Raw genomic sequence first — 22,825 nt, 5'->3', positions numbered from 1 at the left:
CGACCAGGACGGCACCGCCGACTACACCGCCGCCACCCAGAAGACCCAGACCATCACCGTCACCAAAGCGGCCCAGACCCTCGGCGTGACCACCGGACTGCCCGCGAGCGGGTCCATCGGCGACACGACGGCGCTGAGCATCGCCGCGGGCGGCTCCAGCGCCCCGGTGCGGTTCGCGGTCGGCGCCGCCACCACGGCGTCCGCCTGCCGGGTCAGCGCTGTCGGGCTCGTGACCTTCGACCACGCCGGCACCTGCGCCATCACCGTCGATCAGGACGGCGATGCCGACCACACGGCCGCCACCCAGGTCGTTCTCACGGCCTCGGTCGTGAAGACGCCGCAGGCGCTCTCGTTCACCTCCGTCCCGCCGACCGCACCCGGCATCGGCGACACCTACCTCCTCGCCGCGAAGGGTGGCGCCTCCGGGCAGCCGGTGCGCCTCGCCGTCGGTTCGGACACCACCGGCGGCGCCTGCAGCATCAGCGGCAGCACCGTCTCCTTCAGCCACGCCGGCACCTGCGTCATCACCGCCGACCAGGACGGCGACGCCGACCACACCGCCGCCACGCAGATCAGCCAACGGATCGTCGTGGCGCGCAGTGCCCAGACCATCACCTTCCTGACCACGCCGACGTCCCCGACCTACGCGGGCGGGGCCTACGCGATCGCGGCTGCGGGTGGCGGTTCGGGCAACCCGGTGCTCTTCTCGGTCGCCGGCGGCCCCTGCACCGTCTTCGGTCCGGTGGTCACCTTCACCGGCCCGGGTGTCTGCGAGATCGCGGCGACCCAGGCGGGCGACGCCGACCACGATCCCGCGCCGCGCGCCGTCCAGCGCATCACCGCGGTGGCAGCCGCGTCCGACGTGGCGGTGCGGCTCTCCGCACCACGCGTCGTGAGCGGCCAGCTGCCGGTCGCGACCGTGCGGGTCACGCCGGTCGTGGGAGCCGCGGCCGGCACGGTGCAGATGAGTCTCGACGGTGCGCCGTTCGGCGTCCCGCTGACGCTCAGCGGCGGCGAGGTCGAGGTCACGCTGCCCGACACCCTGGCGGTCGGCGAGCACGCGATCGGCGCCGCCTTCGCCCCGAGCGACACCGCCATGTTCGCTCCCTCCTCCGGGGAGTCCACGCTGAGCGTCGACCGGGCCGCGACCCGGATCACCGCGTCGGTCGACGGCGACGACCTCGTCGCCCGGGTCGCCGTGGAGGCGCCCGGCGCCGGCACCCCGACCGGACAGGTCCGCTTCTCGGTCGACGGCACCGTCGTCGGCACCGTCGACCTCGTCTCGGGGACCGCCCGCCTGGCCCAGCGCCTGACCGCGCCGTCCTCGACGGTCGCCGTCGAGTACCTCGGCGACGATCGCTTCCAGCCCGCGAGCTCCTCGATCTCCAGCGGGCCGACTCCCCCGCACGATCCGCGGATCGTCGGCGTCGTCACGGGCCGCCCGGGCGCGACGCGGGCCGGTTGGTTCCGCGGGCGCGTGATCGTCGGATTCCGCTGCACCGCCCAGGGCTCCCCGTTGCTGGGAGCGTGCCCCGGCGCCGTCGTCCTGCGCCGCGAAGGAGCCGATCAGTCCGTCACCCGCACGGTGCGCTCGCAGGACGGCGGCATCGCGACCGTCACCGTCAGCGGTGTCGACATCGACCGCACGGCGCCTCGGGTGCGCCTGCGCGGCGTGCGCAACGGCGCCAGCTACGTCCGTGCGCCCCGGCCGACGTGCCGCGCCACCGACGCGCTCTCGGGCGTGACCCGGTGCGTGGTCAAGCGGCACCGACTGCGCGGTGGTCAGGTGCGGTTCGTGGCGATCGCCAAGGACGCCGCCGGCAACCGTGCCCGTCGTGCCTACGTGGTGGTGCTGCGCCCGCGGCGGTGAGCCGCCCGGGCTCTGCGCTCGCGACCACTACGGTGACCGGGTGACGAGTGAGGTGGGTGGGTTCCTCGCGGGCCTGCTGATCGCGGTGCTCACCGCACCCGTCGGCGTCTCCGGCGCCGTGTTCCTCCTCCCCGTGCAGGTCAGCCTGCTCGGCGTCCCGAACCCCGCAGTGACGCCGACGAATCTGCTCTACAACGTGGTCGCGGCCCCCGGTGCGCTGCTGCGCTACCGGGGCGCCGGCCACCTCGGTGGCCCGCTGACCCGCCGCCTGGTGGCGTGCACGGTGCCGGGGGTCGTGGTCGGGGCGACGATCCGCGTGCTGGTGCTGCCCGGGCCCGGCGCGTTCCGGATCGTCGCGGGCATCGTCCTCATCGCGATCGGCGCCTGGCTGCTGCAGCGCACGCTCCGACCGCGCGAGCACCGGGCGCTGAGCGAGAGGCACATCAGCCTCCTCGCGCTCGGGGTCGGCGTCGTCGGGGGCATCTACGGCATCGGCGGCGGTTCGATCCTCAGCCCGCTGCTCGTCGGCTCGGGACTCGGCGTCGCCGTGGTCGCGCCGGCCGCGCTCGCCTCGACCTTCGTGACCTCGATCGTCGGCGCACTCACCTTCGGTCTGCTGTCCCTGGTGGCCGACGGGTCGATCGCTCCCGACTGGCCGATCGGCGTCGCCTGCGGACTCGGCGGCCTGGTCGGCGGCTACCTCGGGGCTCTGCTGCAGCCCCGGATGCCGGAGCTGCTGCTGCGCCTGGGCCTCGGCGTCCTGGCGGTCGCGATCGGGCTGCTCTACCTGGCGCAGGCCCTCGGCTGACAGGAGAGGTCACCGGAGCGGTGGCATCCGATCGGCAGCCGGGACGGCGACCGGGTCGGCCCGACGGGCGATCATGCGGGCGAGCGCATCAGCCTCCCGCTCGTCCAGCGCCGTGCCGGTGTTGCCGTCGATGCCGACCAACCACACCAGGCCGCGACGCATGTCGCTCTGGCCCGGCGACCACTCGTCACGCACCAGGGCGACCGCGTACGTGGTGGCGTCGGTCGTGCGCACCTGGCTCTCGGCCCAGTCGATGACCTGGAGGACGTCGGCGCCGCGGACGTCGTAGGTGGCCGTCGCTCCCCCGGTGGCGCCGGGGGCCGCGTCGTGGAGGTAGACCCGGAACAGCGGATCGTGGCGCTCCCAGCCGCTGTCGCGTTCGTCGACGAGGGCGATGTCGATCGAGGTCATGTCCGTGAGGCTCGCAGACCCGCCGGCCCACGGGCGAGCGGATTCCGGCCGGCTCAGGCGGTGCGATCGAAGCCGAGGTCGTCGGGCGTGGCCACCGTCAGCTCGCGGTCGTTGGCCAGATGGACCGGCCACGGGCTGTGCGGGGCGAGCAGCCGAGCCCACGCGAGGTCGGCCGGCGTCCTGGTGGCACCGCCGGGCCGGGCGAAGAGGAACGCGAGCCGGACGTCGGCGTCGAGGTCGCCGCCGATGCCCAGGAGCATCTCGGCGAAGCAGCCGATGCGCACGTCGGCGTCGGGGCTCGGTGCGTACGGCAGCTCCTCCAGCTTGATGGGCCGGATGAGGCGGACGTCGTCCAACAGGAGCGCCCAGATCTGCGGAGCTGCGAACCCGAGGCGGCCCATGAGGCGGCGCCAGAGGAGATGGAGGTCGGCCTGGGTGCGCACGGGCGGGAGCTGGTCGGAGGGAACGAGGGGCGGGGTGTGATCGGTCATGGCACCAGCCTGCGCCCGATCGCACCGGCGGCGCCGAGCTCATCCACAGGCCTCCTCGGGCGCGGATCGCCGCGACGACGAGAGACCGACGGACCTGCCGCACCGCTGAGCCTCAGGCCTCCGCCGCCGCGAGGATCGTCTCCAGGAACGGTCCGATGTCGGCTCCCCCGGCGAACACGCCGAGGCGGTTCAGCGGGAGGGAGTCGATCATCCGCAGGACCTCCTCGGCGTCCTCGGAGAGGGTCTCCTCGCCCGGAGCGGCGAGCATCTGCGTGAGCGCGGCGCGCATCACCGGTCCGGCGCTCGGGTGCCGCAGCGCCTCGCCGAGGGAGGACTCCGGGGTCAGCGCGATAACCACCTCCTCGCCCGCGAGGTCGACCCTGGCCCGGGACCGCAGGTCGCGGCTCGAGGCGCCCGCCTCGACGACGTACCGGCCGGGCTCGAGCACCCACCGGCCCACCCGCACGTCCCAGTACGCCAGGTCGGCCCGCTCGAGGCGGGTCGTGACCGTGCGGGTCTCGCCGGGATCGAGCGTCACCGCCGCGAACCCGGCGAGCTCGCGGACCGGTCGCTGTACCCCGCTCTCGGGCACCGCGACGTAGAACTGGACGACCTCGCGGCCCCGGCGGCTGCCGGTGTTCGTGACGTCCAGGGACACCTCGATGCCGCCCTCCCCCGGCACCTCGACCGCCTGCGCGGTCAGGTCGCCGTAGGCGAAGGTCGTGTACGACAGGCCGTGGCCGAACGGGAAGGCCACCCGGATCGACCGGGCGTCGTACCAGCGGTACCCGACGAAGAGCCCCTCCCCGTAGCGCACGTGGGAGAAGTCGCCCGGGAAGTCGAGGTAGGCCGGTGAGTCCTCCAGTCGCAGCGGGATCGTCTCGGTGAGCTTGCCCGAGGGCGTGACGTCGCCGAAGAGCACGTCGGCGACCGCCCCGCCGCCGGCCTGCCCGAGCAGCCAACCCTCCAGGATCGCGGGCACATCGGCGGCGAAGGGCAGCGCCACCACACCGCCGTTGGCGAGCACCACGACGACCCGCGGATTGACCGCGCGGACGGCGTCGACGAGGCGCACCTGCTCGGCCGGCAGGTCGATGTCGGTGCGATCGAAGCCCTCGGACTCCAGCGGGCCGGGAAGCCCGAGGAAGAGGACGGCGACCTGCGACCTCGCCGCGAGCTCGACCGCCTCCGCCGCGAGCGTCGCCTGCTCGGCCTCCGTAGCGGCGGGGTCGATGGAGAACCCGGGCGCGTAGGCGACGTCCCCCGCGGCGGTCGCGACGATGCTGTCGAGCGCGGCGTCGAGGCGGGTCGGGTTGATCACCGAGGAGCCGGCGCCCTGGAAGCGCGGGGTCCGGGCGAACTCGCCGATGACCGCGATCGAGGCGCTGCGATCGAGGGGCAGCAGGTCGCCGTCGTTCTGGAGCAGGACGACGCAGGAGCCGGCCGCCTCCCGCGCCAGGGCGTGGTGCGCGTCGACGTCGACGCCCGCACCCGAGGCTGCTCGGCCCTCCTGCGACGCGGTGGCCCGGTCGATGAGCCGCAGCACCCGGCCGGCGGCCTGGTCGAGCACGCCCTCGTCGAGCTCACCGGCGCGGACGGCGCGCACGATCTGGGCGTCAGTGCGTCCACCCGAGGAGGGCATCTCCAGGTCGAGCCCGGCTGCCAGGCCCCGCACGCGATCGTTCACCGCTCCCCAGTCGGAGACGACCAGACCCTCGAAACCCCACTCCTCGCGCAGCACCTCGGTGAGCAGCCAGGGGTCCTCGGAGGCGTACACGCCGTTGATCCGGTTGTAGGAGCACATGACGGTCCACGGCTGGGCGGTGCGGACGACGTGCTCGAAGGCGCGCAGGTAGATCTCGCGCAGCGGTCGTGGGTCGACGTCGCTGGAGACGCGCATCCGGTCGTGCTCCTGGTTGTTCGCGGCGAAGTGCTTGAGCGAGGAGCCGATGCCCTCGGACTGCAGACCGCGCACCAGCGCGGCACCGACGCGCCCCGACACGTGCGGGTCCTCGGAGACGTACTCGAAGTTGCGCCCGCACAGCAGCGATCGCTTGATGTTGATGCCGGGCCCGAGCACCACGGACACGCCATGGGCAGCGGCCTCCCGCGCGATCGCAGCGCCGACCCGCTCGGCCAACTCGGTGTCCCACGACGACCCCAGGGCCACCGCAGGCGGGAAGCAAGTCGCGGGGACGCTCTGGGAGAGACCGAGGTGGTCGGCACCCTCCTCCTGCTTGCGCAGCCCGTGCGGGCCGTCGGTGAGCATGATCGCGGGAACGTCGACACGCTCGATCGGCTCGGTGAGCCAGAAGCTCGAGCCGGAAGTGAGGGAGGCCTTCTCCTCGAGGGTGAGATCGGCGGGCTGCGGTGTGGCCATGGGCTTCCTTCGCTCGGTCGTGCGGGTGGGCCGGATCCACCCGCACGACATCACACCTCATGACGGCCCGCCGGGCGACCCCCGAACCGTCTCCTTCTCGAGCAGTGCGGGTACTGGCGGACACCTGGTCTTCAGACCGGGGTATATGCCCGCTGAGTCATGCGGCTCATCCTGGTTGAGCACCCCTTCCGCGATACGCAATGAGGGCGACTGCCGTCTAGGTGTCTCAGGTGCATGCAGCGTCGGCCAAGGCCTCACGCAACGCTTGCCGTGCGGCTGCGTAGCGCCCACGTGCCGTGGACGGATTGAGTCCGAGCACCTCGGCGGCCTCGACGACTGTGAAGCCGTCCCAGTGGATCAACATGACCAGTTCGCGGTGCGCCACATGAAGCCGTAAGACGGCGTCACGCACAGCGCTTTGCTCAGGCGCGTCGAGCCGTGCACCAGGGTTTACCGCCATCTGGCTCTTGAGCCGCTCAGTGAGCGCAGTCCTTCTACGGCCCGACCGCCGGTGGTTCGCGAGAAGGTTCGCTGCGATGGTGAACAGCCACATCCGCTGTCGTGTGGGATCGACCGGCAGCGACTCATGACGCCGCCAGACCTGGAGGAAGGTCTCCCCGAGCAGGTCCGCAGCGTCCTCGCGTACGTGCACTCGGCGCTCGAAGTAGGCCAGCAGGTCGTCGTGATTTCGGCGAAGACACGCTCTGACCTCTGCTCGTGCCTCTGGCTTCACAACTGGCAGCCCGTCGCTTGCCAACTGATGGCAACGGCTTCGATGTCGAGGCCCTCTGCGGTCAAGTGGTCCTCCAGCCGCTGGGTGACCTCATAGGACACCGCAGTGACCTCCAGGTCGTCTCCCTCAAGACGAGGCTGACGCTCGGAGGGGTCTGGCTGACCCTGAATGGCGGCGTCCTCCTCAGCCTGCCAGTGCGCGATGGCCTGAGCGTGATCGACCGAGGAGTAGTCGAAGGAATCGAGGAACGACCTGGCGGCGGCGAGGGTGGTTGCTCGCTCACTCGCCGTGAACTGCCCGTCGTGGGCGTCACCGTCGTGCGCGTCAGCCGCAACTCGAACCTGACAGGTCTGACCCGACTCGGTGTTCAGCAGGGTCCAGCCAGGCAACAGCCCGGCAGCCGATGCTGCCACCGTCGTGAGGCCCATCCCTGCTGCGACTGCACCGGCCACGCCGAACGCACGAACCGTCCTGCGTCGTGCGGTTGGCGCCGTCGCCTCGACAAGGAGGTCCAGTTCGCGGCGCAGTTCGGCTGTCCGCTCGCTGACTGGTGCTGCGGCGCGGTTCAGCAGGTCGTCGAGTTGCTCATCGAAATCCATTGGCGAGCCTTCCCATCGTCTGGATGCTTTCACCCCCTACATGTCCGGCACCACCAGCAGCGTCCTTGGCGATCCGCGGGTTTCGTCATGCACGTCGACCAACGCGACCTCTCACTACGGGCAGCGACGCCGGCGACGACGTCGGTCCAGTCCCGTTACATGTGCCTTGGCAGCTGCGGACGGAATACTGGCCGGCATGACGTCGCTGGGGCAGGTCCGCTTCTGGCACGACGAGGATGGGTGGGGAGTCATCGACTCGGACGCCACGCCAGGCGGCTGCTGGGTGCACTACTCGTCTGTGTTGGTCGCGGGCCATAGGAGCCTAGGAGGGGGGCAGGACGTGTCATTCACCTTCGAGGCCGCGGACCAGGACGGCTACTCTTTTCGCGCAGTGGAGGCCTGGCCGTCCGACCAACCGCCGGTCCGCGCCAGGCACGAGGGTTCGAGCCCGTCCGCGGCCTACGGTTCGAACTCGATGCTGACCTTCGACGACCAGGCAGAGAGCAGCTGACTCCGGCCGTCGGGTCAGCCTCCAGTCACCTCGGGAAGCCTGAGCGTTGTCCCGCGTCCCGGGCCTCTCTCACCTGACATGACCGCCTAGAGTGCCCGGAAAGCAGTGGCGGAGCACTTCGCCCCTGTGTCGATCAGCGGCCGGATGGGTCTGCTGCACCGATAGGGGGTCTGCTGCACCGATAGGTGACGCAGACCCCCGCGATGAGCCGACGAGCTGGGTCACGATGGCCCTGGCTTGACTTCGTGGTCGAACACTTCGCAGAGGGCTCGGTGTCGAGGCAGCCTGCAAGGCGCGGGCTGGTGCGCAGTTCGTCGAGGGCTAGGTGCTGGTGCGGGTCTACCTAGCGGACGGTGCTCCCCTTCGTGTTTCGGGAGCTCGCACCTGCACGTCGATCACATGGCGCCGACACTTCCCTCGCCACCATGAGCCCGGGCCCGAGCCTCCATGTCGGAGGCTCGGGCCCGGCCTGTCTTCAGTCGGTTGATCGGAACACCAGGCTCACCAGCACCGCCATCAATCGACCACTACTGCTCATCACGAACATGAGACTAGGAACTTCATGATCACGATGTTGGGGACAAGCAACTCGTTGCCAAACCGTGCAGCTTCTGTCCCGGAAGCGTGCAACTCAACACTCAGCTGCAGCCCGACGTGCTGCCGCAGCCCTCGCAGACGTAGCAGGAGCCGGCGGGACGCATCTTGGTGCCGCAGGTGAAGCACAGCGGGCTGTCGACCGCGGTGCCGGTGATCTTCTCCATCAGCTCGGCGGAGGTGTGGGCCTCCTTCACCTCGGCCTTCGGCTCGGCGACCGGGAGGATCTCCATCTTCACCTCGGGACGCACGGGCTCGACCTCGATGAGCTCGGCCGCGGAGCCGGTCTCGCCGACGAGCTCGTAGGAGCCGGTCTCGAGGTAGCGCTGGCGCTCCTCGGCCGAGTAGATGCCCAGCGCCTCGCGCTGCTCGTAGGGCAGGTAGTCCAGCGCCAGGCGGCGGAACACGTAGTCCATGAGCGACTGCGCCATGCGGACGTCGGGGTCGTCGGTGAGGCCGGCCGGCTCGAAGCGCAGGTTGGTGAACTTCGAGACGTAGGTCTCCAGCGGGACGCCGTACTGCAGGCCGATCGAGACCGCGATCGAGAAGGCGTCCATCACGCCGGCCAGGGTCGAGCCCTGCTTGCCGAGCTTGAGGAAGATCTCGCCGAGCGTGCCGTCGTCGTGCGCACCGGAGGTCATGTAGCCCTCGGCGCCACCCACGGTGAAGGAGGTGGTGCGCGAGACGCGCGACTTCGGCAGGCGCTTGCGGGTCGGGGCGTAGACGACCTTCTCCACCACGGCCGGAGCGGCCTCGGCGACGGCGGCGTCGTCGGACTTCTTCTCCGCCTTGCCGTCCGAGAGCGGCTGGCCGACCTTGCAGTTGTCGCGGTAGATGGCGGTGGCCTTCAGGCCGAGCTTCCACGACTGGAGGTAGACCTCCTCGATGTCCTCGACCGTGGCGTCCTCGGGGAGGTTGACGGTCTTGGAGATCGCGCCGGAGAGGAACGGCTGGCAGGCCGCCATCATGCGCACGTGGCCCATGGGCTTGAGCGAGCGCTGGCCCATCGCGGTGTCGAAGACCTCGTAGTGCTCCTGGCGCAGGCCGGGGGCGTCGACCACGTGGCCGTGCTCGGCGATGTAGGCGACGATCGCCTCGATCTGCTCCTCGACGTAGCCGAGCTTCTTCAGCGCCCGCGGGATCGTCTGGTTGACGATCTGCATCGAGCCGCCGCCGACGAGCTTCTTGAACTTCACCAGGGAGAAGTCGGGCTCGATGCCGGTGGTGTCGCAGTCCATCATGAAGCCGATGGTGCCGGTGGGCGCGAGCACCGAGGCCTGGGCGTTGCGGTAGCCGTTGGTCTTGCCGAGCTCGACGACCTGGGCCCACTCGGCGGTGGCCAGCTTGTGCACCTGGGCGTCGGAGATCGAGAGCGGACGGACGGCGTCGTTGGCCGCCTGGTGCTTGCGCATCACGCGCTGGTGGGCCTCGGCGTTGCGAGCGTAGCCGTTGTAGGGGCCCACGATCGCGGCCAGCTCGGCCGAGCGGCGGTAGGAGGTGCCGGTCATCAGCGAGGTGATGGTCGCCGCCATCGTGCGGCCGCCCTCGGAGTCGTAGCCCAGACCCATCGCCATGAGCAGCGCGCCGAGGTTGGCGTAGCCGATGCCCAGCTGACGGTAGTCGCGGGTGGTCTGGCCGATCGGCTCGGTCGGGAAGTCGGCGAAGCAGATGGAGATGTCCATCGCGGTGATGATCACCTCGACCGCCTGCGAGAACAGCTCGGCGTCGAAGGTGTCGTCGTCCTTGAGGAACTTCAGCAGGTTCAGCGAGGCCAGGTTGCACGAGGAGTTGTCGAGCGACATGTACTCCGAGCACGGGTTGGAGGCGGTGATGCGACCGGTCTCGGGGTTGGTGTGCCAGTCGTTGATCGTGTCGTCGTACTGCAGACCCGGGTCGGCGCACTCCCACGCGGCGGTGGCGATCTTGCGGAACAGGTCGCGGGCGTCGACGCGCTCGATGACCTCCCCGGTCTTGCGGGCGCGCAGGCCGAAGTCGGTGCCGTCCTCGACCGCGCGCATGAACTCGTCGCTGACGCGCACGGAGTTGTTGGCGTTCTGGTACTGCACCGAGGTGATGTCGGCGCCGCCGAGGTCCATGTCGAAGCCGGCGTCGCGCAGGGCGCGGATCTTGTCCTCCTCCCGCGCCTTGGTCATCACGAACTCCTCGATGTCGGGGTGGTCGACGTCGAGCACGACCATCTTGGCCGCGCGGCGCGTGGCGCCGCCGGACTTGATGGTGCCGGCCGAGGCGTCGGCGCCGCGCATGAAGGAGACCGGGCCCGAGGCGGTGCCGCCGGAGGAGAGCAGCTCCTTGGAGGAACGGATGCGGGAGAGGTTCAGGCCGGCGCCGGAGCCGCCCTTGAAGATGAAGCCCTCCTCCTTGTACCAGTTGAGGATCGAGTCCATCGAGTCGTCGACGGAGAGGATGAAGCAGGCCGAGACCTGCTGCGGGCTGGGCGTGCCCACGTTGAACCACACCGGGGAGTTGAACGAGAAGTACTGGTGCACCAGCAGCCAGGTGAGCTCGTGCTCGAAGATCTCGGCGTCGACGTCGGCGGCGAAGTAGCCGTGCTCGATGCCCGCCTTGGTGTAGGTCTTCACGACCCGGTCGATGATCTGGCGCAGGCTCCACTCGCGGGCGTCGGAGCCGACGGCGCCGCGGAAGTACTTCGTGGTGACGATGGTCGAGGCGTTGACCGACCAGAAGTCGGGGAACTCCACGCCGCGCTGCTCGAAGACGGTCTCGCCGGTCTTCCAGTTCGTCTGGACGACGTCGCGGCGCTCCCAGGTCACCTCGTCGTAGGGGTGGACACCCTCGGTGCTGAAGACGCGCCGCATGGTCAGGCCCGTCCGCTGGCCCGCGGCCGGCTGCCCGCCGTTCACCGTCTCGGTCATTCGCTGCTCTCCTTGATCCCGCTCGCTGGTGCGTGCTCGTGTGTGGGTCGTGCGCTCGTGCTGGCTACTGCATGGGAGGTACTGCGTGGGAGGTGGTGCCGGTGCTGCTCTGAGGAGGGCTCGGTGCTCTGACACCGATGCTGCCCCTGACCACCGACATTTCCGGTGGCGTGGGCGCGGGAAGGGGAGGTGGTGCGCCCGGCAGGCAGCTTCCCCACTACCTGCCGGGCGGTCTGGTGGTCAGCCGCTCGCGGCGGTGACGGGCTCGGGCGTCGCATCGGCCGGCTCCCCCGGGACGCGGTCGGCGCGCATGGCGGCGATCTCGTCCTCGAAGTCGGCGGCGGACTCGAAGGCCCGGTAGACGCTCGCGAAGCGCAGATAGGCGACCTCGTCGAGCTGGCGGAGGGGGCCGAGGATGGCCAGACCCACCTCGTGGGCGGCGATCTCGGCGCAGCCGGCGAGCCGGAGGGCGTCCTCGACCTCCTGGCCCAGGCGGGCGAGGTCGTCCTCGTCGACCGGGCGGCCCTTGCAGGCCTTCCGGACGCCGGCGACGGCCTTCTCACGGACGAACGGCTCGGTGGCCCCCGAGCGCTTGACCACGGTCAGCTGCATCTGCTCGACGGTGGTGAACCGCTTGGCGCAGGAGGAGCACGTGCGACGCCGCCGGATGGATCCGCCGTCGTCGGAGACGCGGGAGTCGATGACCCGGGTGTCGGTGCCACGGCAGTACGGACAGTGCATCGCAGGCCTCCCCTCAGGCGCGCTCGGGCATGCTCGGTAGAGGTGCTCCAGGCTGTGGAACCCGGGCCCTCTCCTGTGGACAACAACCAGTGCTCTGTGCGTCATCCACGGTTCGCTGTGGAACTAGATGTGGATAACTACATCGTTGTAAGTACTAGATGTTGTGGCAACCGTACGCGCCGAACACCAGCGAACGCAAGACGTCCGGGGCCCCAATCCGTGGTCCGGGTCACACGCGCGCAAATCCGCAGGTCAGAGGTCGGATCGGGGGCCGACACACGTCGCACCCATGCCGTCGGCCCGCGTGTCGTCGGGGATCATGGGCCTGTGACCGGAGGGAGACGGGCCGCGCCGCGCGCGGCCGAGGGACGCCGTCCCCGGCGCGCCCTGCTCCCCCAGCTCGGGCTCGCCGCCGCCCTCACCGCGCTCCTCGTGGCCTGGGGCTACCTCGTCGTGGTCGCCGTCGACTTCGGCGGCCGGGCCCGCAACGGCTCGGGGGCGGCCTGGTTCCTCCTCGCGCTCGCGACCGTCGGCGCGGTCGCCTGCCTCTTCCTCGCGCTGCTGGTCGGCGTCCGCCTCGTGCGCCTCGTGCTGAACCCGCCGACCGACCGCCCCTCGGGCGGACGCCGCGCCGCCCGCTGACGGCATCCCGGCTCCTGCGCGGCGACTGCTGCATGGGACACCTACCGATCAGTTGCTCGGTCGTGGTTCGATCGGAGGCGGAGCGGCCGCCACCCCACCGCTCGCCCGTGCACGACCCCGAGCAGGAGGACCCATGCGTCTGCAGTTGTCGGAGGAGGACCGCGCGTTCCGCGAGGAGCTGCGCCAGTTCTTCACCACCAAGATCCCCGAGGAGATCCGCACCACGGTCATCGAGGGGCGCGAGCTCACCCGCGACCAGATCGTGGAGAGCATGCGCATCCTCAACGCCGAGGGCCTGGCCGTGCCGCACTGGCCGGTCGAGTGGGGTGGCCGCGACTGGACCGAGCTCCAGCGCCACCTGTGGCACGAGGAGCTCCAGGCGGCCGGCGTCCCCGTGCCGCTGGCGTTCAACGCCTCGATGATCGGTCCGGTGATCGCGCACTTCGCGAGCCAGGAGATGAAGGAGCGCTTCCTCCCGGCCACCGCCAACCTCGACATCTGGTGGAGCCAGGGCTTCTCCGAGCCGGACGCCGGCTCCGACCTCGCCTCGCTGCGCACCTCCGCCGTGCGCGACGGCGACCACTACGTCGTCAACGGCCAGAAGACCTGGACGACGCTGGGCCAGTACGGCGACTGGATCTTCACCCTCGTGCGCACCGACCCCGAGGCCAAGAAGCAGGCCGGCATCTCGATGCTCCTCATCGACATGACCTCGCCCGGTCTGGAGGTGCGCCCGATCCAGCTCATCGACGGCGGCCACGAGGTCAACGAGGTCTGGTTCACCGACGTCCGCGTGCCGGTGGAGAACCTCGTCGGCGAGCCGAACACCGGCTGGACGATGGCCAAGTTCCTGCTCGGCAACGAGCGCGTCGGCGTCGCCCCGGTGGGCGCCACCAAGCGCAACCTGGCCCGTGCCAAGGAGCTCGCCGGCGCCCAGCTGGAGAACCCGCTCGTCGCGGCGCGGTTCGCCGAGCTCGAGAACGAGCTGCTCGCCCTCGAGCTGACCGCGCTGCGCGTCGTCGCGAACTCCGCCGACGGCGAGCCGCATCCGGCCAGCTCCGTGCTCAAGCTCAAGGGCACCGAGCTCCAGCAGGCCGTGAGCGAGCTGATCATGGACCTCGCCGGCCCCGCCGCCCTCTCCTCGGGCGCCGACGCCAGCAGCGCCCTGCCCGAGTGGACCCACCTGGCCACCCCGACCTACCTCAACCTGCGCAAGGCCTCGATCTACGGCGGCTCGAACGAGATCCAGCGCCAGATCATCGCCAAGACGATCCTCGGGCTCTGAAGGCCCCACGAGTTCCGAAGGAGATCCCCATGGACTTCACCTACGACGACGAGCAGGACGCCCTGCGCGAGGCCGTGCGCGGCATGGTCGGCAAGGTCTACAGCGACTACGAGAACCGCCGCCGCACGGTGGCGGCCGACCCCGGCTTCAGCGAGGAGCTGTGGAAGCAGCTCGGCGAGATGGGCATCCTCGGGTTGCCCTTCGCCGAGTCGGACGGCGGCTCCGGCGCCGGCCCGATCGAAGTGGGCATCGTCGCCCAGGAGCTCGGCCGGGTGCTGGCACCCGAGCCGTTCCTCGCCTCGATCGTGCTCGCCGGCGGCCTGGTGGCCGCGGTCGGCACCCCCGAGCAGCGTGCCGAGGTGCTCGGCCCGCTCTCGGCCGGCGAGACGGTGCTCGCGCTCGCGCACTACGAGCCCGGACCGGGCCGCGCCGCCCAGGCGTGCGAGGTCACGGCGTCCCAGGCCGGCGAGGAGTGGACCCTCAGCGGCACCAAGGAGCCGGTCCTGCACGGGGCGCGGGCCGACCACCTGGTGGTCAGCGCGCTGCTGCCCGATGGCGGCACCGGACTGTTCCTGGTGGCCGGCGACGCGTCGGGCCTGACCCGCACCGGCTACGCCACTCCCGACGGCGGTCGCGCCGCGCGGGTCGACCTGGCCCAGACCCCGGCGGTGCCGCTGGGCACGCCCGGCCAGGACGTCGCCTCCAGCATCGCCACGGTGCTCGACCTGGCCCGCATCATCGCGGGCAACGAGGCCCTGGGCGCCCTGGAGACCGCGGTGCGCACCACCACCGGCTACCTCACCAGCCGCAAGCAGTTCGGCGTCACGCTCAACACCTTCCAGGCGCTGACGTTCCGGGCCGCCGACATGTACGTCTCCCTCGAGCTCACCGCGAGCCTCGTGCACTGGGCCACGATGGTGCTGGCCGAGGGCGACGCCGCCGACACCGCGGTGGCCGCCAGCCGGGTCGGGCTCCAGCTCTCGCGGGCGGGTCGGCACATCGGCAAGGAGGCGATCCAGCTGCACGGCGGCATCGGCATGACCGCCGAGTACTCCATCGGCGCCTACACCGCGCACCTGCAGGCCCTCGAGCAGCTGCTCGGCGACGCCACGCAGCACCTCGCTGTCCTCGGCGCGGGCGTCGGCTCCTACGGCGCCGTCGAGCCGGTCTGAGGCCAGACGCCGTGCGGTCGCCCACCGATGCCGATCTCGCGGCGGCCGTCGACGCCTTCACCGCGGCGGTGGCGGGATCCGATCCCGCCGCCGCCGTGGCCGGCTGCCCCGGCTGGTCGGTCACCGACCTCGTGCACCACGTCGCCGAGGTGCACCAGTGGTGCGCGCACGCGGTCGTGGCCGGCACCCCGGACGGCGTCCCGGAGACGCCGCCGAGCGACCTCGACGCCGCCGGCCTCGCCTCCTGGTACGCCGGGCACGCGGCGCACCTGCGGCAGGTGCTGGCCGAGGCCGGCACCGACGGCCCGGCCTGGACCTTCGGCTCCGGGCCGCACACCGCCGGCTGGTGGCTGCGCCGGCAGACCCACGAGGTGCTGGTGCACACGTGGGACGTCGTGACGGCGGCGGGGGCCGACGCCGACGCCGTGCTCGCCCCCGATCTCGCGTGGGACGGGGTGGAGGAGATCGCCTCGATGTTCTATCCGCGGCAAGTGCGGCTGGGGCGCACCGAGCCGCTGCCGGTCACGCTCGTGCTCACCGCGACCGACCTGCCGGGCGCGGACGCCGTCCGGCTCGGCGAAGGCCCGGAGCATCGCGTCGAGGGCAGCGCCGTCGACCTGCTGCTGACACTGTGGCGGCGCCGTCCGCCGACCGATCCGGTGGTGGCCGAGGCGCTGACGCGGGCGGTCACGCCGTAGCCCGCCGCACCTCCAACACCCGGAACCCCTTGGCGCTGGCGATGCGCTCGGCCGGGAAGCCCTGCTCGCCGAGCCAGCGCTGCAGCGAATCGGCGCCGAGGTTCTTGCCGACCACCAGCACCGCCCGGCCACCCGGGGCCAGCCGCGGCAGCCAGTGCAGCAGCAGGGCGTGCAGCGCCTCCTTGCCGATGCGGATGGGCGGGTTCGACCAGATCTCGTCGAAGACGGCGTCGGCGGGCACCGCATCGGGCAGCAGGGCCTCGACGCGGTCGGCGACGCCCACGCGCTCGGCGTTCTCCCGGGTCAGCAGCAGCGCGCGCTCGTTGACGTCGACGGCCGTCACCCGCGCGTCGGGGTCGCAGCGCGCGATCGCCAGGCCGATGACGCCGTAGCCGCAGCCGAGGTCGAGCACCCGGTCGGCGCGGGGCGGGTCGGTCTCGCGGAACAGCACCGCGGTGCCGACGTCGAGCCGGCCCTGCGCGAAGACCCCGGACCCCGAGACGAGCTCGAGGTCGTGCCCCCACACGTGCGCGGTGAGCGGAGCCCGGGTGAAGGGCACCGACGGGTCGGCGGTGAAGTAGTGCTCCCCGGCGTCGCTCATGATCCGGTGACCTCCTCGGCGGTACGGCGGGCGCGGGTGCGCAGGGCGCGCGCGGCGAGCTCGGCGTCGTCGGGGTAGGCGACCTCCTCGAGCGTCAGACCGTGCGCATGGACGACGGCGATCGCCGAGGAGCGCTCGGCGGCACCCAGCATGTCGGCGGCCCACGCCACCGGCTTGCGGCCCTCCCCGATGGCGAGCAGGCAGCCGACCAGCGAGCGCACCATCGAGTGGCAGAACGCGTCGGCGCGCACGTGCGCGATCGCCAGCCCGCCCTCGTCGCGGCGCCACGACAGCTCCTCCAGCGTGCGGATCGTGGTGGCGCCCTCGCGCTTCTTGCAGAACGCCGCGAAGTCGTGACGCCCGACCAGCACCGCCGACGCCGCGTTCATCGCCTCCAGGTCGAGCGGGCGCGGCCAGGCCAGCACGTGGCTGCGACGCAGCGGATCGAGCGCCTCGGGCCGGTCGGCGACCCGGTAGGCGTAGCGGCGCCACAGCGCCCCGAACCGGGCGTCGAAGTCGGCCGGCGCCTCCCGCAGGCCGCGCAGGACGACGTCGGCGGGGAGGATCCCGTTGAGCCGGCGCAGCAGCCGGTCGAGCCCGCGTTCGTCGAGCGCGGCGGCCAGGACGGCGTCCTCGACGTCGACGTGCACCACCTGCCCGCGCGCGTGGACGCCGGCGTCGGTGCGCCCGGCGCAGACGGTGAGCGGCGGCGGGTCGAGCCGCAGCGCCGTGCCGAGAGCGGCCTCCACGGTGCCCTGCACCGTCCGCAGACCGGGCTGGTCGGCCCAGCCGCGGAACTCGGTGCCGTCGTAGGCGAGGTCGATCCGGAGCCGCACGCCCCCATCCTTCCGTACGCTGGCGGTCGTGACTGCGGCCCCCGCCCCCAGTGCCCTGCCCGCCATCGTGCTGGTCTCCGCCGAGCACCTCGAGGAGATGCGCGACGCGTTCGCGCGCTACCGCGACGAGTACGCCGTGCTGACCGCCTCGAGCGCCGCCGAGGCCGGCGAGCTCGCGGCGGCCCACCAGGCCGGCGGCGCGCACGTGGCGCTCTTCGTCACCGAGTCGGTGCTGCCCGACGCCCACGTGCTCGAGGCGTTCGGCCGCTGGCGGGTGCTGGTGCCGACCGCCCGCCGCATGATCGCCGCGCACTGGGACCGCTTCCTCACCGACGCCCCCGCACTGCGCCCCGGCATGGCCACCGGCAAGTACGACGCCTACCTGCTGCTGCCGCGCGGCACCCGCGATGAGGAGTTCCACAACGCCGTCACCGACCTGCTCTCCGACTGGGGCTCCACGGTCCCCGATCCGGAGGTCGTGGCGGTGAAGATCATCAGCCCGCGCCGTGACGGCGAGGTCATGGCGATCCGCGACTACCTCGACCGCATGGGCATGCCCTACCGCGTCTACGACCCCGACTCCGAGGTCGGGGTGGCGGTGCGCGAGCACTTCCCCGAGGACGCCGCCTACCCGCTCGTCTACTCCGCCACCCGGGCGACCATCGCCGGTGCGACGGTGCGCGACGTCGCCACGACGCTGTACGGCGTCCCCGGCGCGATCGCGGTGGCCGACACCGTCGACGTGTGCCTGGTCGGCGCGGGTCCGGCGGGGTTGGCGGCGGCGGTCTACGCGGCGTCCGAGGGTCTCTCGACGGTGGTCATCGAGTCGGAGGCGATCGGCGGCCAGGCCGGCACGAGCTCGATGATCCGCAACTACCTGGGCTTCCCGCGCGGCATCTCGGGCATGCGGCTGGCCATGCGGGCACGCAACCAGGCGCTGCGTTTCGGTGCCGAGTTCGGCACCGGGTGGCCGGTGGCCGGTCTCGACGTCGAGGTCTCCCCCGGCGTCCACCGGGTGCGCACCGACGGCGGCGACGTGCTCGCCCGCGCCGTCGTCATCGCCTCGGGGGCGGCCTACCGCAAGCTCGGGGTCGAGCCGCTGGAGGACCTCGTCGGCGCCGGGGTCTACTACGGCGCCGCGATGACCGCGGCCCGCGAGATGGAGGGGCACGACGTCGTCGTCGTCGGCGGCGGCAACTCCGCCGGGCAGGCGGCGGTGCACCTGGCCCGGTTCGCACGGTCGGTGACGATCCTGGTGCGCCGGGAGGGGCTGGCGGCCACCATGTCGAGCTACCTGATCTCCGAGATCGAGCACAACCCGCGCATCTCGGTGCGCCCGCACACCGTGGTCAGCGACGGCGGCGGCGAGGGCCGGCTGGCCTGGCTGGAGCTCACCCCGGTCGGGCCCGGGGCCGGCGAGCCCGAGCGGGTCGAGGCGGGCGGCCTGTTCCTGCTGCTCGGCGCCTCCCCGTGCTCGGACTGGCTGCCCGAGGCCGTCGCCGTCGACGACGACGGCTTCGTGCTCACCGGACGCGACGTGCCCCGGGAGTTCTGGGACGGCGACCTGCCGCCGGCGAGCCTGGCCACCAGCGCGCCGGGGGTCTTCGCCGCCGGCGACGTGCGCTCGGGCTCGATGAAGCGGGTCGCGGCGGCCAGCGGCGAGGGGGCTTCGGTGGTCTCCCTCATCCACGCCCACCTGGCTCCGGAGGGCTGACCCCGGCTCCGGGCTGATCGAGCGTCAGGCCTCCAGCTCGGAGCGGTACGGCGGATCGGCGCCGGGCCGGGAGACCGTGACCGCGGCGGCGCACGCCGCGTGGGTCAGGAGCGCGGTGATGCGGGCCTCGCCGAGCGCCGGCGCGACCGCCCACGGGGCTCCGGCGACGAGGAGCCCGGCGTCCCACAGGCCGTCGAGCAGGGCGGCGCCGAAGGTGTCGCCGGCACCGATGGTGTCGGCCACCTCGACCGGCCGGGAGACGACGTCGACCCGCCCGGACGGCGCGTACCAGGTGGCGCCCTCCCCACCGCGGGTGACGACCACGGCGTACGGGCCGAGGCCGAGGAGGTGGGCTGCGGCGCCGTCGACGCCCAGCTCGGGGTAGAGCGCCTGGAGGTCCTCGTCGCTGGCCTTCACCAGGTGGGCGAGCGCGGCGACCCGCTCGACGGAGGCGACGGTGTCGGCGCCGACCCCGGTGACCGCCGGGCGCGCGTTGATGTCGTAGCTGATGACGGCGAGCTCGCGGGCGCGGGCCAGCAGGTCGGCGACCTGCGCGGCGCCGGGCTCGACCACGGCGCCGAGCGAGCAGACGTGGACGGCGACCGGTGCGGGGTCGAGGGCGACCTCGCCGAGGCGCCAGTCGAGGTCGAAGACGTAGCTCGCGGCGCCGTCGGGGCCGATCGTCGCCGTCGCGCTCGAGGTGCGTGCGACGACGGCGGGGTCGCTGCCCGGCTCGACCCCGTCGGCGGCCAGGTGGTCGGCGATCAGGCGACCGTAGGCGTCGTCGGCGTAGGCGGAGGCGAAGCGCACGCGGCGTCCGAGCCGGGCCAGTGCCACGGCGACGTTGGCCGCGCTGCCGCCGGGGTGCTCGCGCACGGCGCCGTCGGCGGTGTGGACGACGTCGACGAGGGCCTCACCGACGACCAGGGCGTGCTGCTGCATGCCCCGGGTCTACCACACCGCAGCGGAGCGCCGGCCCCGGAAACGACGATCGGCGCCGCCCCCGAGGGGACGGCGCCGATCAGCGCGGTGCGGTGTGCCTCAGGCCTTGTCCTCGTCGGACTCGGCAGCGGCCTCGTCGGCGGGAGCCTCGGCGGCCTCCTCGACCGGAGCCTCCTCGGCGACCTCGGCGGCCTCGGCGACGGGCGCCTCGGTCTCGAGGGTCTCCTCGGCGTCGGCCTCGGTGACGACGTCGGCCTCGGCCGCGGGGGCCTCCTCGACGGCGGGCGCGGCCGGGGCCGGAGCGGCCTTGGCGGGCTTGGCCGGCTTCGGGTTGTAGGCCTCGGTCACGAGCTCGATGACGGCCATGGGGGCGTTGTCGCCCTTGCGGGGGCCGATCTTGGTGATGCGGGTGTAGCCACCGGGACGCTCGGCGAAGGTCGGCGCGATCTCGGTGAACAGGACGTGCACGACGCCCTTGTCACGCACGACCTTCAGCACCTCGCGGCGGTTGTGCAGCGGGGCCTCGCCGTTGTGGGCCTTCTTGGCCTTGGTGATGAGCTTCTCCGCCAGCGGGCGCAGCGTGCGGGCCTTGGCCTCGGTGGTGGTGATGCGACCGTGCTCGAACAGCTGGGTGGCCAGGTTCGACAGGATCAGCTTCTGGTGCGCCGGGCTGCCGCCGAGGCGGGCACCCTTCTTGGGAGTGGGCATGTCTCTCTCGTTCTCTCCGGCCGTGTCAGGTACCGGGGTAGACGGCCCGAGGGCCGATTTTCATGGGTGATGCTGCTCTTCCCGACCCCGCCCCCGGCGACCCGGAGGTCGCCGGCGGCGGGTGATCGGTGGATCTGGAACTGCGACCCGGAAGCCCGGGTGGATCTGGAACTGCGACCCGATTCCTCCGGGACTGCGGCGGGCGAGCCGCCGAACCGGGAGGTACCGGGTGGATCTGGAACTGCGATCCGATTCCTCCGGGGCTGCGGCGGGCGAGCCGCCGAACCGGGAGGTACCGGGCACTGCGTCGACTGCGAGCGCGGCAGCGTGGCGGACGGAGTCCGACACGCTCGCGCCATCCAACGCAGCAGTACTGCTGACAGAGCGGCGGAGCCGCTCAGTCATCAGTACTGCTCGTCCTCCACGAACGCGTCGTCGTCGTCGTCGCCGTAGGCGGCCAGGGCCGCGTGCGGGTCGAAGCCGGGAGCGGAGTCCTTGAGCGAGAGGCCCATCTCGTGGAGCTTGGCCTTGACCTCGTCGATGGACTTCGCGCCGAAGTTGCGGATGTCGAGCAGGTCCTGCTCCGAGCGGCTGATGAGCTCACCCACGGTGTGGATGCCCTCGCGCTTGAGGCAGTTGTAGGAGCGGACGGTCAGCTGGAGGTCCTCGACCGGGAGGGCGAGGTCGGCGGCGAGCTGCTCGTCGACCGGCGAGGGGCCGATGTCGATGCCCTCCGCCTCGACGTTGAGCTCACGGGCGAGGCCGAAGAGCTCGACCAGCGTCTTGCCGGCCGACGCGAGGGCGTCGCGGGGCTGGATGGACGGCTTGGTCTCGACGTCGATGATCAGCTTGTCGAAGTCGGTGCGCTGCTCGACACGGGTGGCCTCGACCTTGTAGGTGACCTTGAGGACGGGGCTGTAGATCGAGTCGACCGGCATGCGGCCGATCTCGTTGTCGGCGCCCTTGTTCTGCACGGCCGAGACGTAGCCGCGGCCGCGCTCGACGACGAGCTCCATCTCCAGCTTGCCGGTGTCGGAGAGCGTGGCGATCTTCAGGTCGGGGTTGTGCACCTCGACGCCGGCCGGCGGCGCGATGTCGGCGGCGGTGACGTCACCGGCACCCGACTTGCGCAGGTACATGGTGACCGGCTCGTCGTGCTCGGAGGAGACGACCAGGCCCTTGAGGTTGAGGATGATCTCGGTGACATCCTCCTTGACGCCCTCGAGCGTGGAGAACTCGTGGAGGACGCCGTCGATCTTGATGCTGGTGACCGAGGCACCCGGGATGGAGCTCAGCAGGGTGCGGCGCAGCGAGTTGCCCAGCGTGTAGCCGAAGCCGGGCTCCAGCGGCTCGATGACGAAGCGCGAACGGTAGGTGTCGACGGACTCTTCGGAGAGGGTGGGGCGCTGTGCGATGAGCACTGGTGGTGTCCTTTCCGGGCCCGACCGCTATATGAGGGACCCGAACTGCGAGGTGGTGGAAAGGTGGGGTGGAGCCAGGTGATGCCGGGTGAGACCACTGCCGGAGGCGGTGCCGGCGTCCCCGCCGAGACGGTGAGGGGACGCCGGCGACGACTCACTTCTTGGAGTAGTACTCGACGATGAGCTGCTCCTGGACCGGGATGTCGATCTGCGCCCGGACGGGGAGCTGGTGCACCAGGATGCGCATGCGGTTCGGCAGGGCCTCGAGCCACGCGGGGACGACGCGCTCGCCGTGGGTCTCACGAGCCACGATGAACGGGGTCATCTCCAGGGACTTCTCGCGCACGTCGATGATGTCGTGGGCGGTGACCTGGAAGGACGGGATGTTGACCTTCTTGCCGTTCACCAGGAAGTGGCCGTGGCTCACGAGCTGGCGGGCGTGGCGGCGGGTGCGGGCGAAGCCGGCACGGTAGACCACGTTGTCGAGGCGGCACTCGAGGAGCTGCAGCAGGTTGTCACCGGTCTTGCCCGAGCGGCGCGCGGCCTCCTCGTAGTAACGGTGGAACTGCTTCTCCAGGACGCCGTAGGTGAAGCGGGCCTTCTGCTTCTCCTGCAGCTGGTTGCGGTACTCGCTCTCCTTCACCCGCGCGCGGCCGTGCTGGCCGGGAGGGTAGGGGCGCTTCTCGAAGGCGGCGTCGCCACCCACGAGGTCGACGCCGAGACGGCGCGACTTGCGGGTCATGGGGCCGGTGTAGCGGGCCATTTCTCAAGTCT

The 22,825-nt window shown here is 71.8% G+C and carries 21 protein-coding genes; 8 read left to right on the top strand and 13 right to left on the bottom strand.

Going from position 1 to position 22,825, the window contains the following annotated elements; translation table 11 throughout:
• Both ABD671_RS10660 and ABD671_RS10655 read left to right on the top strand, forming a co-directional pair.
• Positions 1-1,870: Ig-like domain-containing protein (locus tag ABD671_RS10660; RefSeq protein ID WP_344733332.1), on the top strand; the 1,870-nt coding region annotated here is incomplete at its 5' end.
• A 40-nt stretch (positions 1,871-1,910) separates the two neighbouring features.
• The gene (locus ABD671_RS10655) at positions 1,911-2,678 is read left to right on the top strand and encodes a TSUP family transporter (RefSeq protein WP_344733331.1); all 768 of its coding nucleotides are present in this window, start codon (positions 1,911-1,913) and stop codon (positions 2,676-2,678) included.
• Positions 2,679-2,687: 9 nt separating this feature from the next.
• Here the strand turns inward: ABD671_RS10655 and ABD671_RS10650 are convergent, their stop codons facing one another.
• The 5 genes from ABD671_RS10650 to ABD671_RS10630 form a co-directional block, all read right to left on the bottom strand.
• A complete protein-coding gene (locus ABD671_RS10650; protein ID WP_344733330.1) occupies positions 2,688-3,089 on the bottom strand; it encodes a hypothetical protein in 402 nt (133 codons plus the stop codon).
• A gap of 53 nt (positions 3,090-3,142) precedes the next feature.
• Positions 3,143-3,580, bottom strand: coding sequence for a hypothetical protein (locus ABD671_RS10645; RefSeq protein ID WP_344733329.1), 438 nt, complete (start codon positions 3,578-3,580; stop codon positions 3,143-3,145).
• Between the two features lie 112 nt (positions 3,581-3,692).
• Positions 3,693-5,960 (bottom strand): glycoside hydrolase family 3 C-terminal domain-containing protein, encoded by a 2,268-nt coding sequence (locus ABD671_RS10640; protein WP_344733328.1) that lies wholly within the window; start codon positions 5,958-5,960, stop codon positions 3,693-3,695.
• A 226-nt stretch (positions 5,961-6,186) separates the two neighbouring features.
• Complete coding sequence (locus ABD671_RS10635; RefSeq protein WP_344733327.1) at positions 6,187-6,693, bottom strand: RNA polymerase sigma factor; 507 nt, start codon at positions 6,691-6,693, stop codon at positions 6,187-6,189.
• Positions 6,690-7,292: a hypothetical protein gene (locus ABD671_RS10630; RefSeq protein WP_344733325.1), complete on the bottom strand. Its 603-nt coding sequence runs from the start codon at positions 7,290-7,292 to the stop codon at positions 6,690-6,692. The genes ABD671_RS10635 and ABD671_RS10630 overlap by 4 nt, the downstream gene beginning before the upstream one ends.
• Before the next feature lie 340 nt (positions 7,293-7,632).
• Here ABD671_RS10630 and ABD671_RS10625 point away from each other — a divergent pair, with 340 nt between their 5' ends.
• Positions 7,633-7,803: a hypothetical protein gene (locus ABD671_RS10625; RefSeq protein ID WP_344733324.1), complete on the top strand. Its 171-nt coding sequence runs from the start codon at positions 7,633-7,635 to the stop codon at positions 7,801-7,803.
• A 638-nt stretch (positions 7,804-8,441) separates the two neighbouring features.
• Here ABD671_RS10625 and ABD671_RS10620 read toward each other — a convergent pair.
• Positions 8,442-11,291, bottom strand: coding sequence for a vitamin B12-dependent ribonucleotide reductase (locus tag ABD671_RS10620; RefSeq protein ID WP_344733323.1), 2,850 nt, complete (start codon positions 11,289-11,291; stop codon positions 8,442-8,444).
• 240 nt (positions 11,292-11,531) lie between these two features.
• Complete coding sequence (gene nrdR / locus ABD671_RS10615; RefSeq protein ID WP_344733322.1) at positions 11,532-12,032, bottom strand: transcriptional regulator NrdR; 501 nt, start codon at positions 12,030-12,032, stop codon at positions 11,532-11,534.
• A gap of 327 nt (positions 12,033-12,359) precedes the next feature.
• Here nrdR and ABD671_RS10610 point away from each other — a divergent pair, with 327 nt between their 5' ends.
• The 4 genes from ABD671_RS10610 to ABD671_RS10595 all read left to right on the top strand — a co-directional run bounded on the left by ABD671_RS10610 (position 12,360) and on the right by ABD671_RS10595 (position 15,829).
• Positions 12,360-12,674 (top strand): hypothetical protein, encoded by a 315-nt coding sequence (locus ABD671_RS10610; RefSeq protein ID WP_344733321.1) that lies wholly within the window; start codon positions 12,360-12,362, stop codon positions 12,672-12,674.
• Positions 12,675-12,807: 133 nt separating this feature from the next.
• Positions 12,808-13,959 carry an acyl-CoA dehydrogenase family protein gene (locus tag ABD671_RS10605; RefSeq protein WP_344733320.1) on the top strand — a complete coding sequence of 384 codons (1,152 nt, stop codon included), beginning with the start codon at positions 12,808-12,810 and terminating at the stop codon, positions 13,957-13,959.
• A gap of 29 nt (positions 13,960-13,988) precedes the next feature.
• Positions 13,989-15,131 carry an acyl-CoA dehydrogenase family protein gene (locus ABD671_RS10600; RefSeq protein WP_344733319.1) on the top strand — a complete coding sequence of 381 codons (1,143 nt, stop codon included), beginning with the start codon at positions 13,989-13,991 and terminating at the stop codon, positions 15,129-15,131.
• Positions 15,132-15,142: 11 nt separating this feature from the next.
• Positions 15,143-15,829: a maleylpyruvate isomerase family mycothiol-dependent enzyme gene (locus ABD671_RS10595; RefSeq protein ID WP_344733318.1), complete on the top strand. Its 687-nt coding sequence runs from the start codon at positions 15,143-15,145 to the stop codon at positions 15,827-15,829.
• On the opposite strand, the gene ABD671_RS10590 is transcribed toward ABD671_RS10595, so the two are convergent.
• Complete coding sequence (locus tag ABD671_RS10590; RefSeq protein WP_344733317.1) at positions 15,819-16,430, bottom strand: class I SAM-dependent methyltransferase; 612 nt, start codon at positions 16,428-16,430, stop codon at positions 15,819-15,821. The genes ABD671_RS10595 and ABD671_RS10590 overlap by 11 nt on opposite strands.
• Entirely contained in the window at positions 16,427-17,266 is an 840-nt protein-coding gene (truA, locus tag ABD671_RS10585; protein WP_344733316.1) for a tRNA pseudouridine(38-40) synthase TruA, read from the bottom strand. The genes ABD671_RS10590 and truA overlap by 4 nt, the downstream gene beginning before the upstream one ends.
• A gap of 28 nt (positions 17,267-17,294) precedes the next feature.
• On the opposite strand from truA, the gene ABD671_RS10580 reads away from it, so the two are divergent.
• Positions 17,295-18,980, top strand: coding sequence for an NAD(P)/FAD-dependent oxidoreductase (locus ABD671_RS10580; RefSeq protein ID WP_344733315.1), 1,686 nt, complete (start codon positions 17,295-17,297; stop codon positions 18,978-18,980).
• Positions 18,981-19,004: 24 nt separating this feature from the next.
• Here ABD671_RS10580 and ABD671_RS10575 read toward each other — a convergent pair whose 3' ends face one another.
• From ABD671_RS10575 to rpsD, 4 genes are all read right to left on the bottom strand, one after another.
• A complete protein-coding gene (locus tag ABD671_RS10575; protein ID WP_344733314.1) occupies positions 19,005-19,922 on the bottom strand; it encodes a carbohydrate kinase family protein in 918 nt (305 codons plus the stop codon).
• Between the two features lie 99 nt (positions 19,923-20,021).
• The gene (rplQ, locus tag ABD671_RS10570) at positions 20,022-20,630 is read right to left on the bottom strand and encodes a 50S ribosomal protein L17 (protein WP_344733313.1); all 609 of its coding nucleotides are present in this window, start codon (positions 20,628-20,630) and stop codon (positions 20,022-20,024) included.
• Between the two features lie 404 nt (positions 20,631-21,034).
• Positions 21,035-22,051, bottom strand: coding sequence for a DNA-directed RNA polymerase subunit alpha (locus ABD671_RS10565; protein WP_344733312.1), 1,017 nt, complete (start codon positions 22,049-22,051; stop codon positions 21,035-21,037).
• 154 nt (positions 22,052-22,205) lie between these two features.
• Complete coding sequence (rpsD, locus tag ABD671_RS10560) at positions 22,206-22,814, bottom strand: 30S ribosomal protein S4 (protein ID WP_344733310.1); 609 nt, start codon at positions 22,812-22,814, stop codon at positions 22,206-22,208.
• Positions 22,815-22,825 lie beyond the last annotated feature (11 nt).

This window comes from Nocardioides fonticola, assembly GCF_039536805.1.
Taxonomy (GTDB): Bacteria; Actinomycetota; Actinomycetes; order Propionibacteriales; family Nocardioidaceae; genus Nocardioides; species Nocardioides fonticola.
Note: the sequence above shows the minus strand (reverse complement) of the source record. Positions and strands in the feature narration are given on the sequence as shown.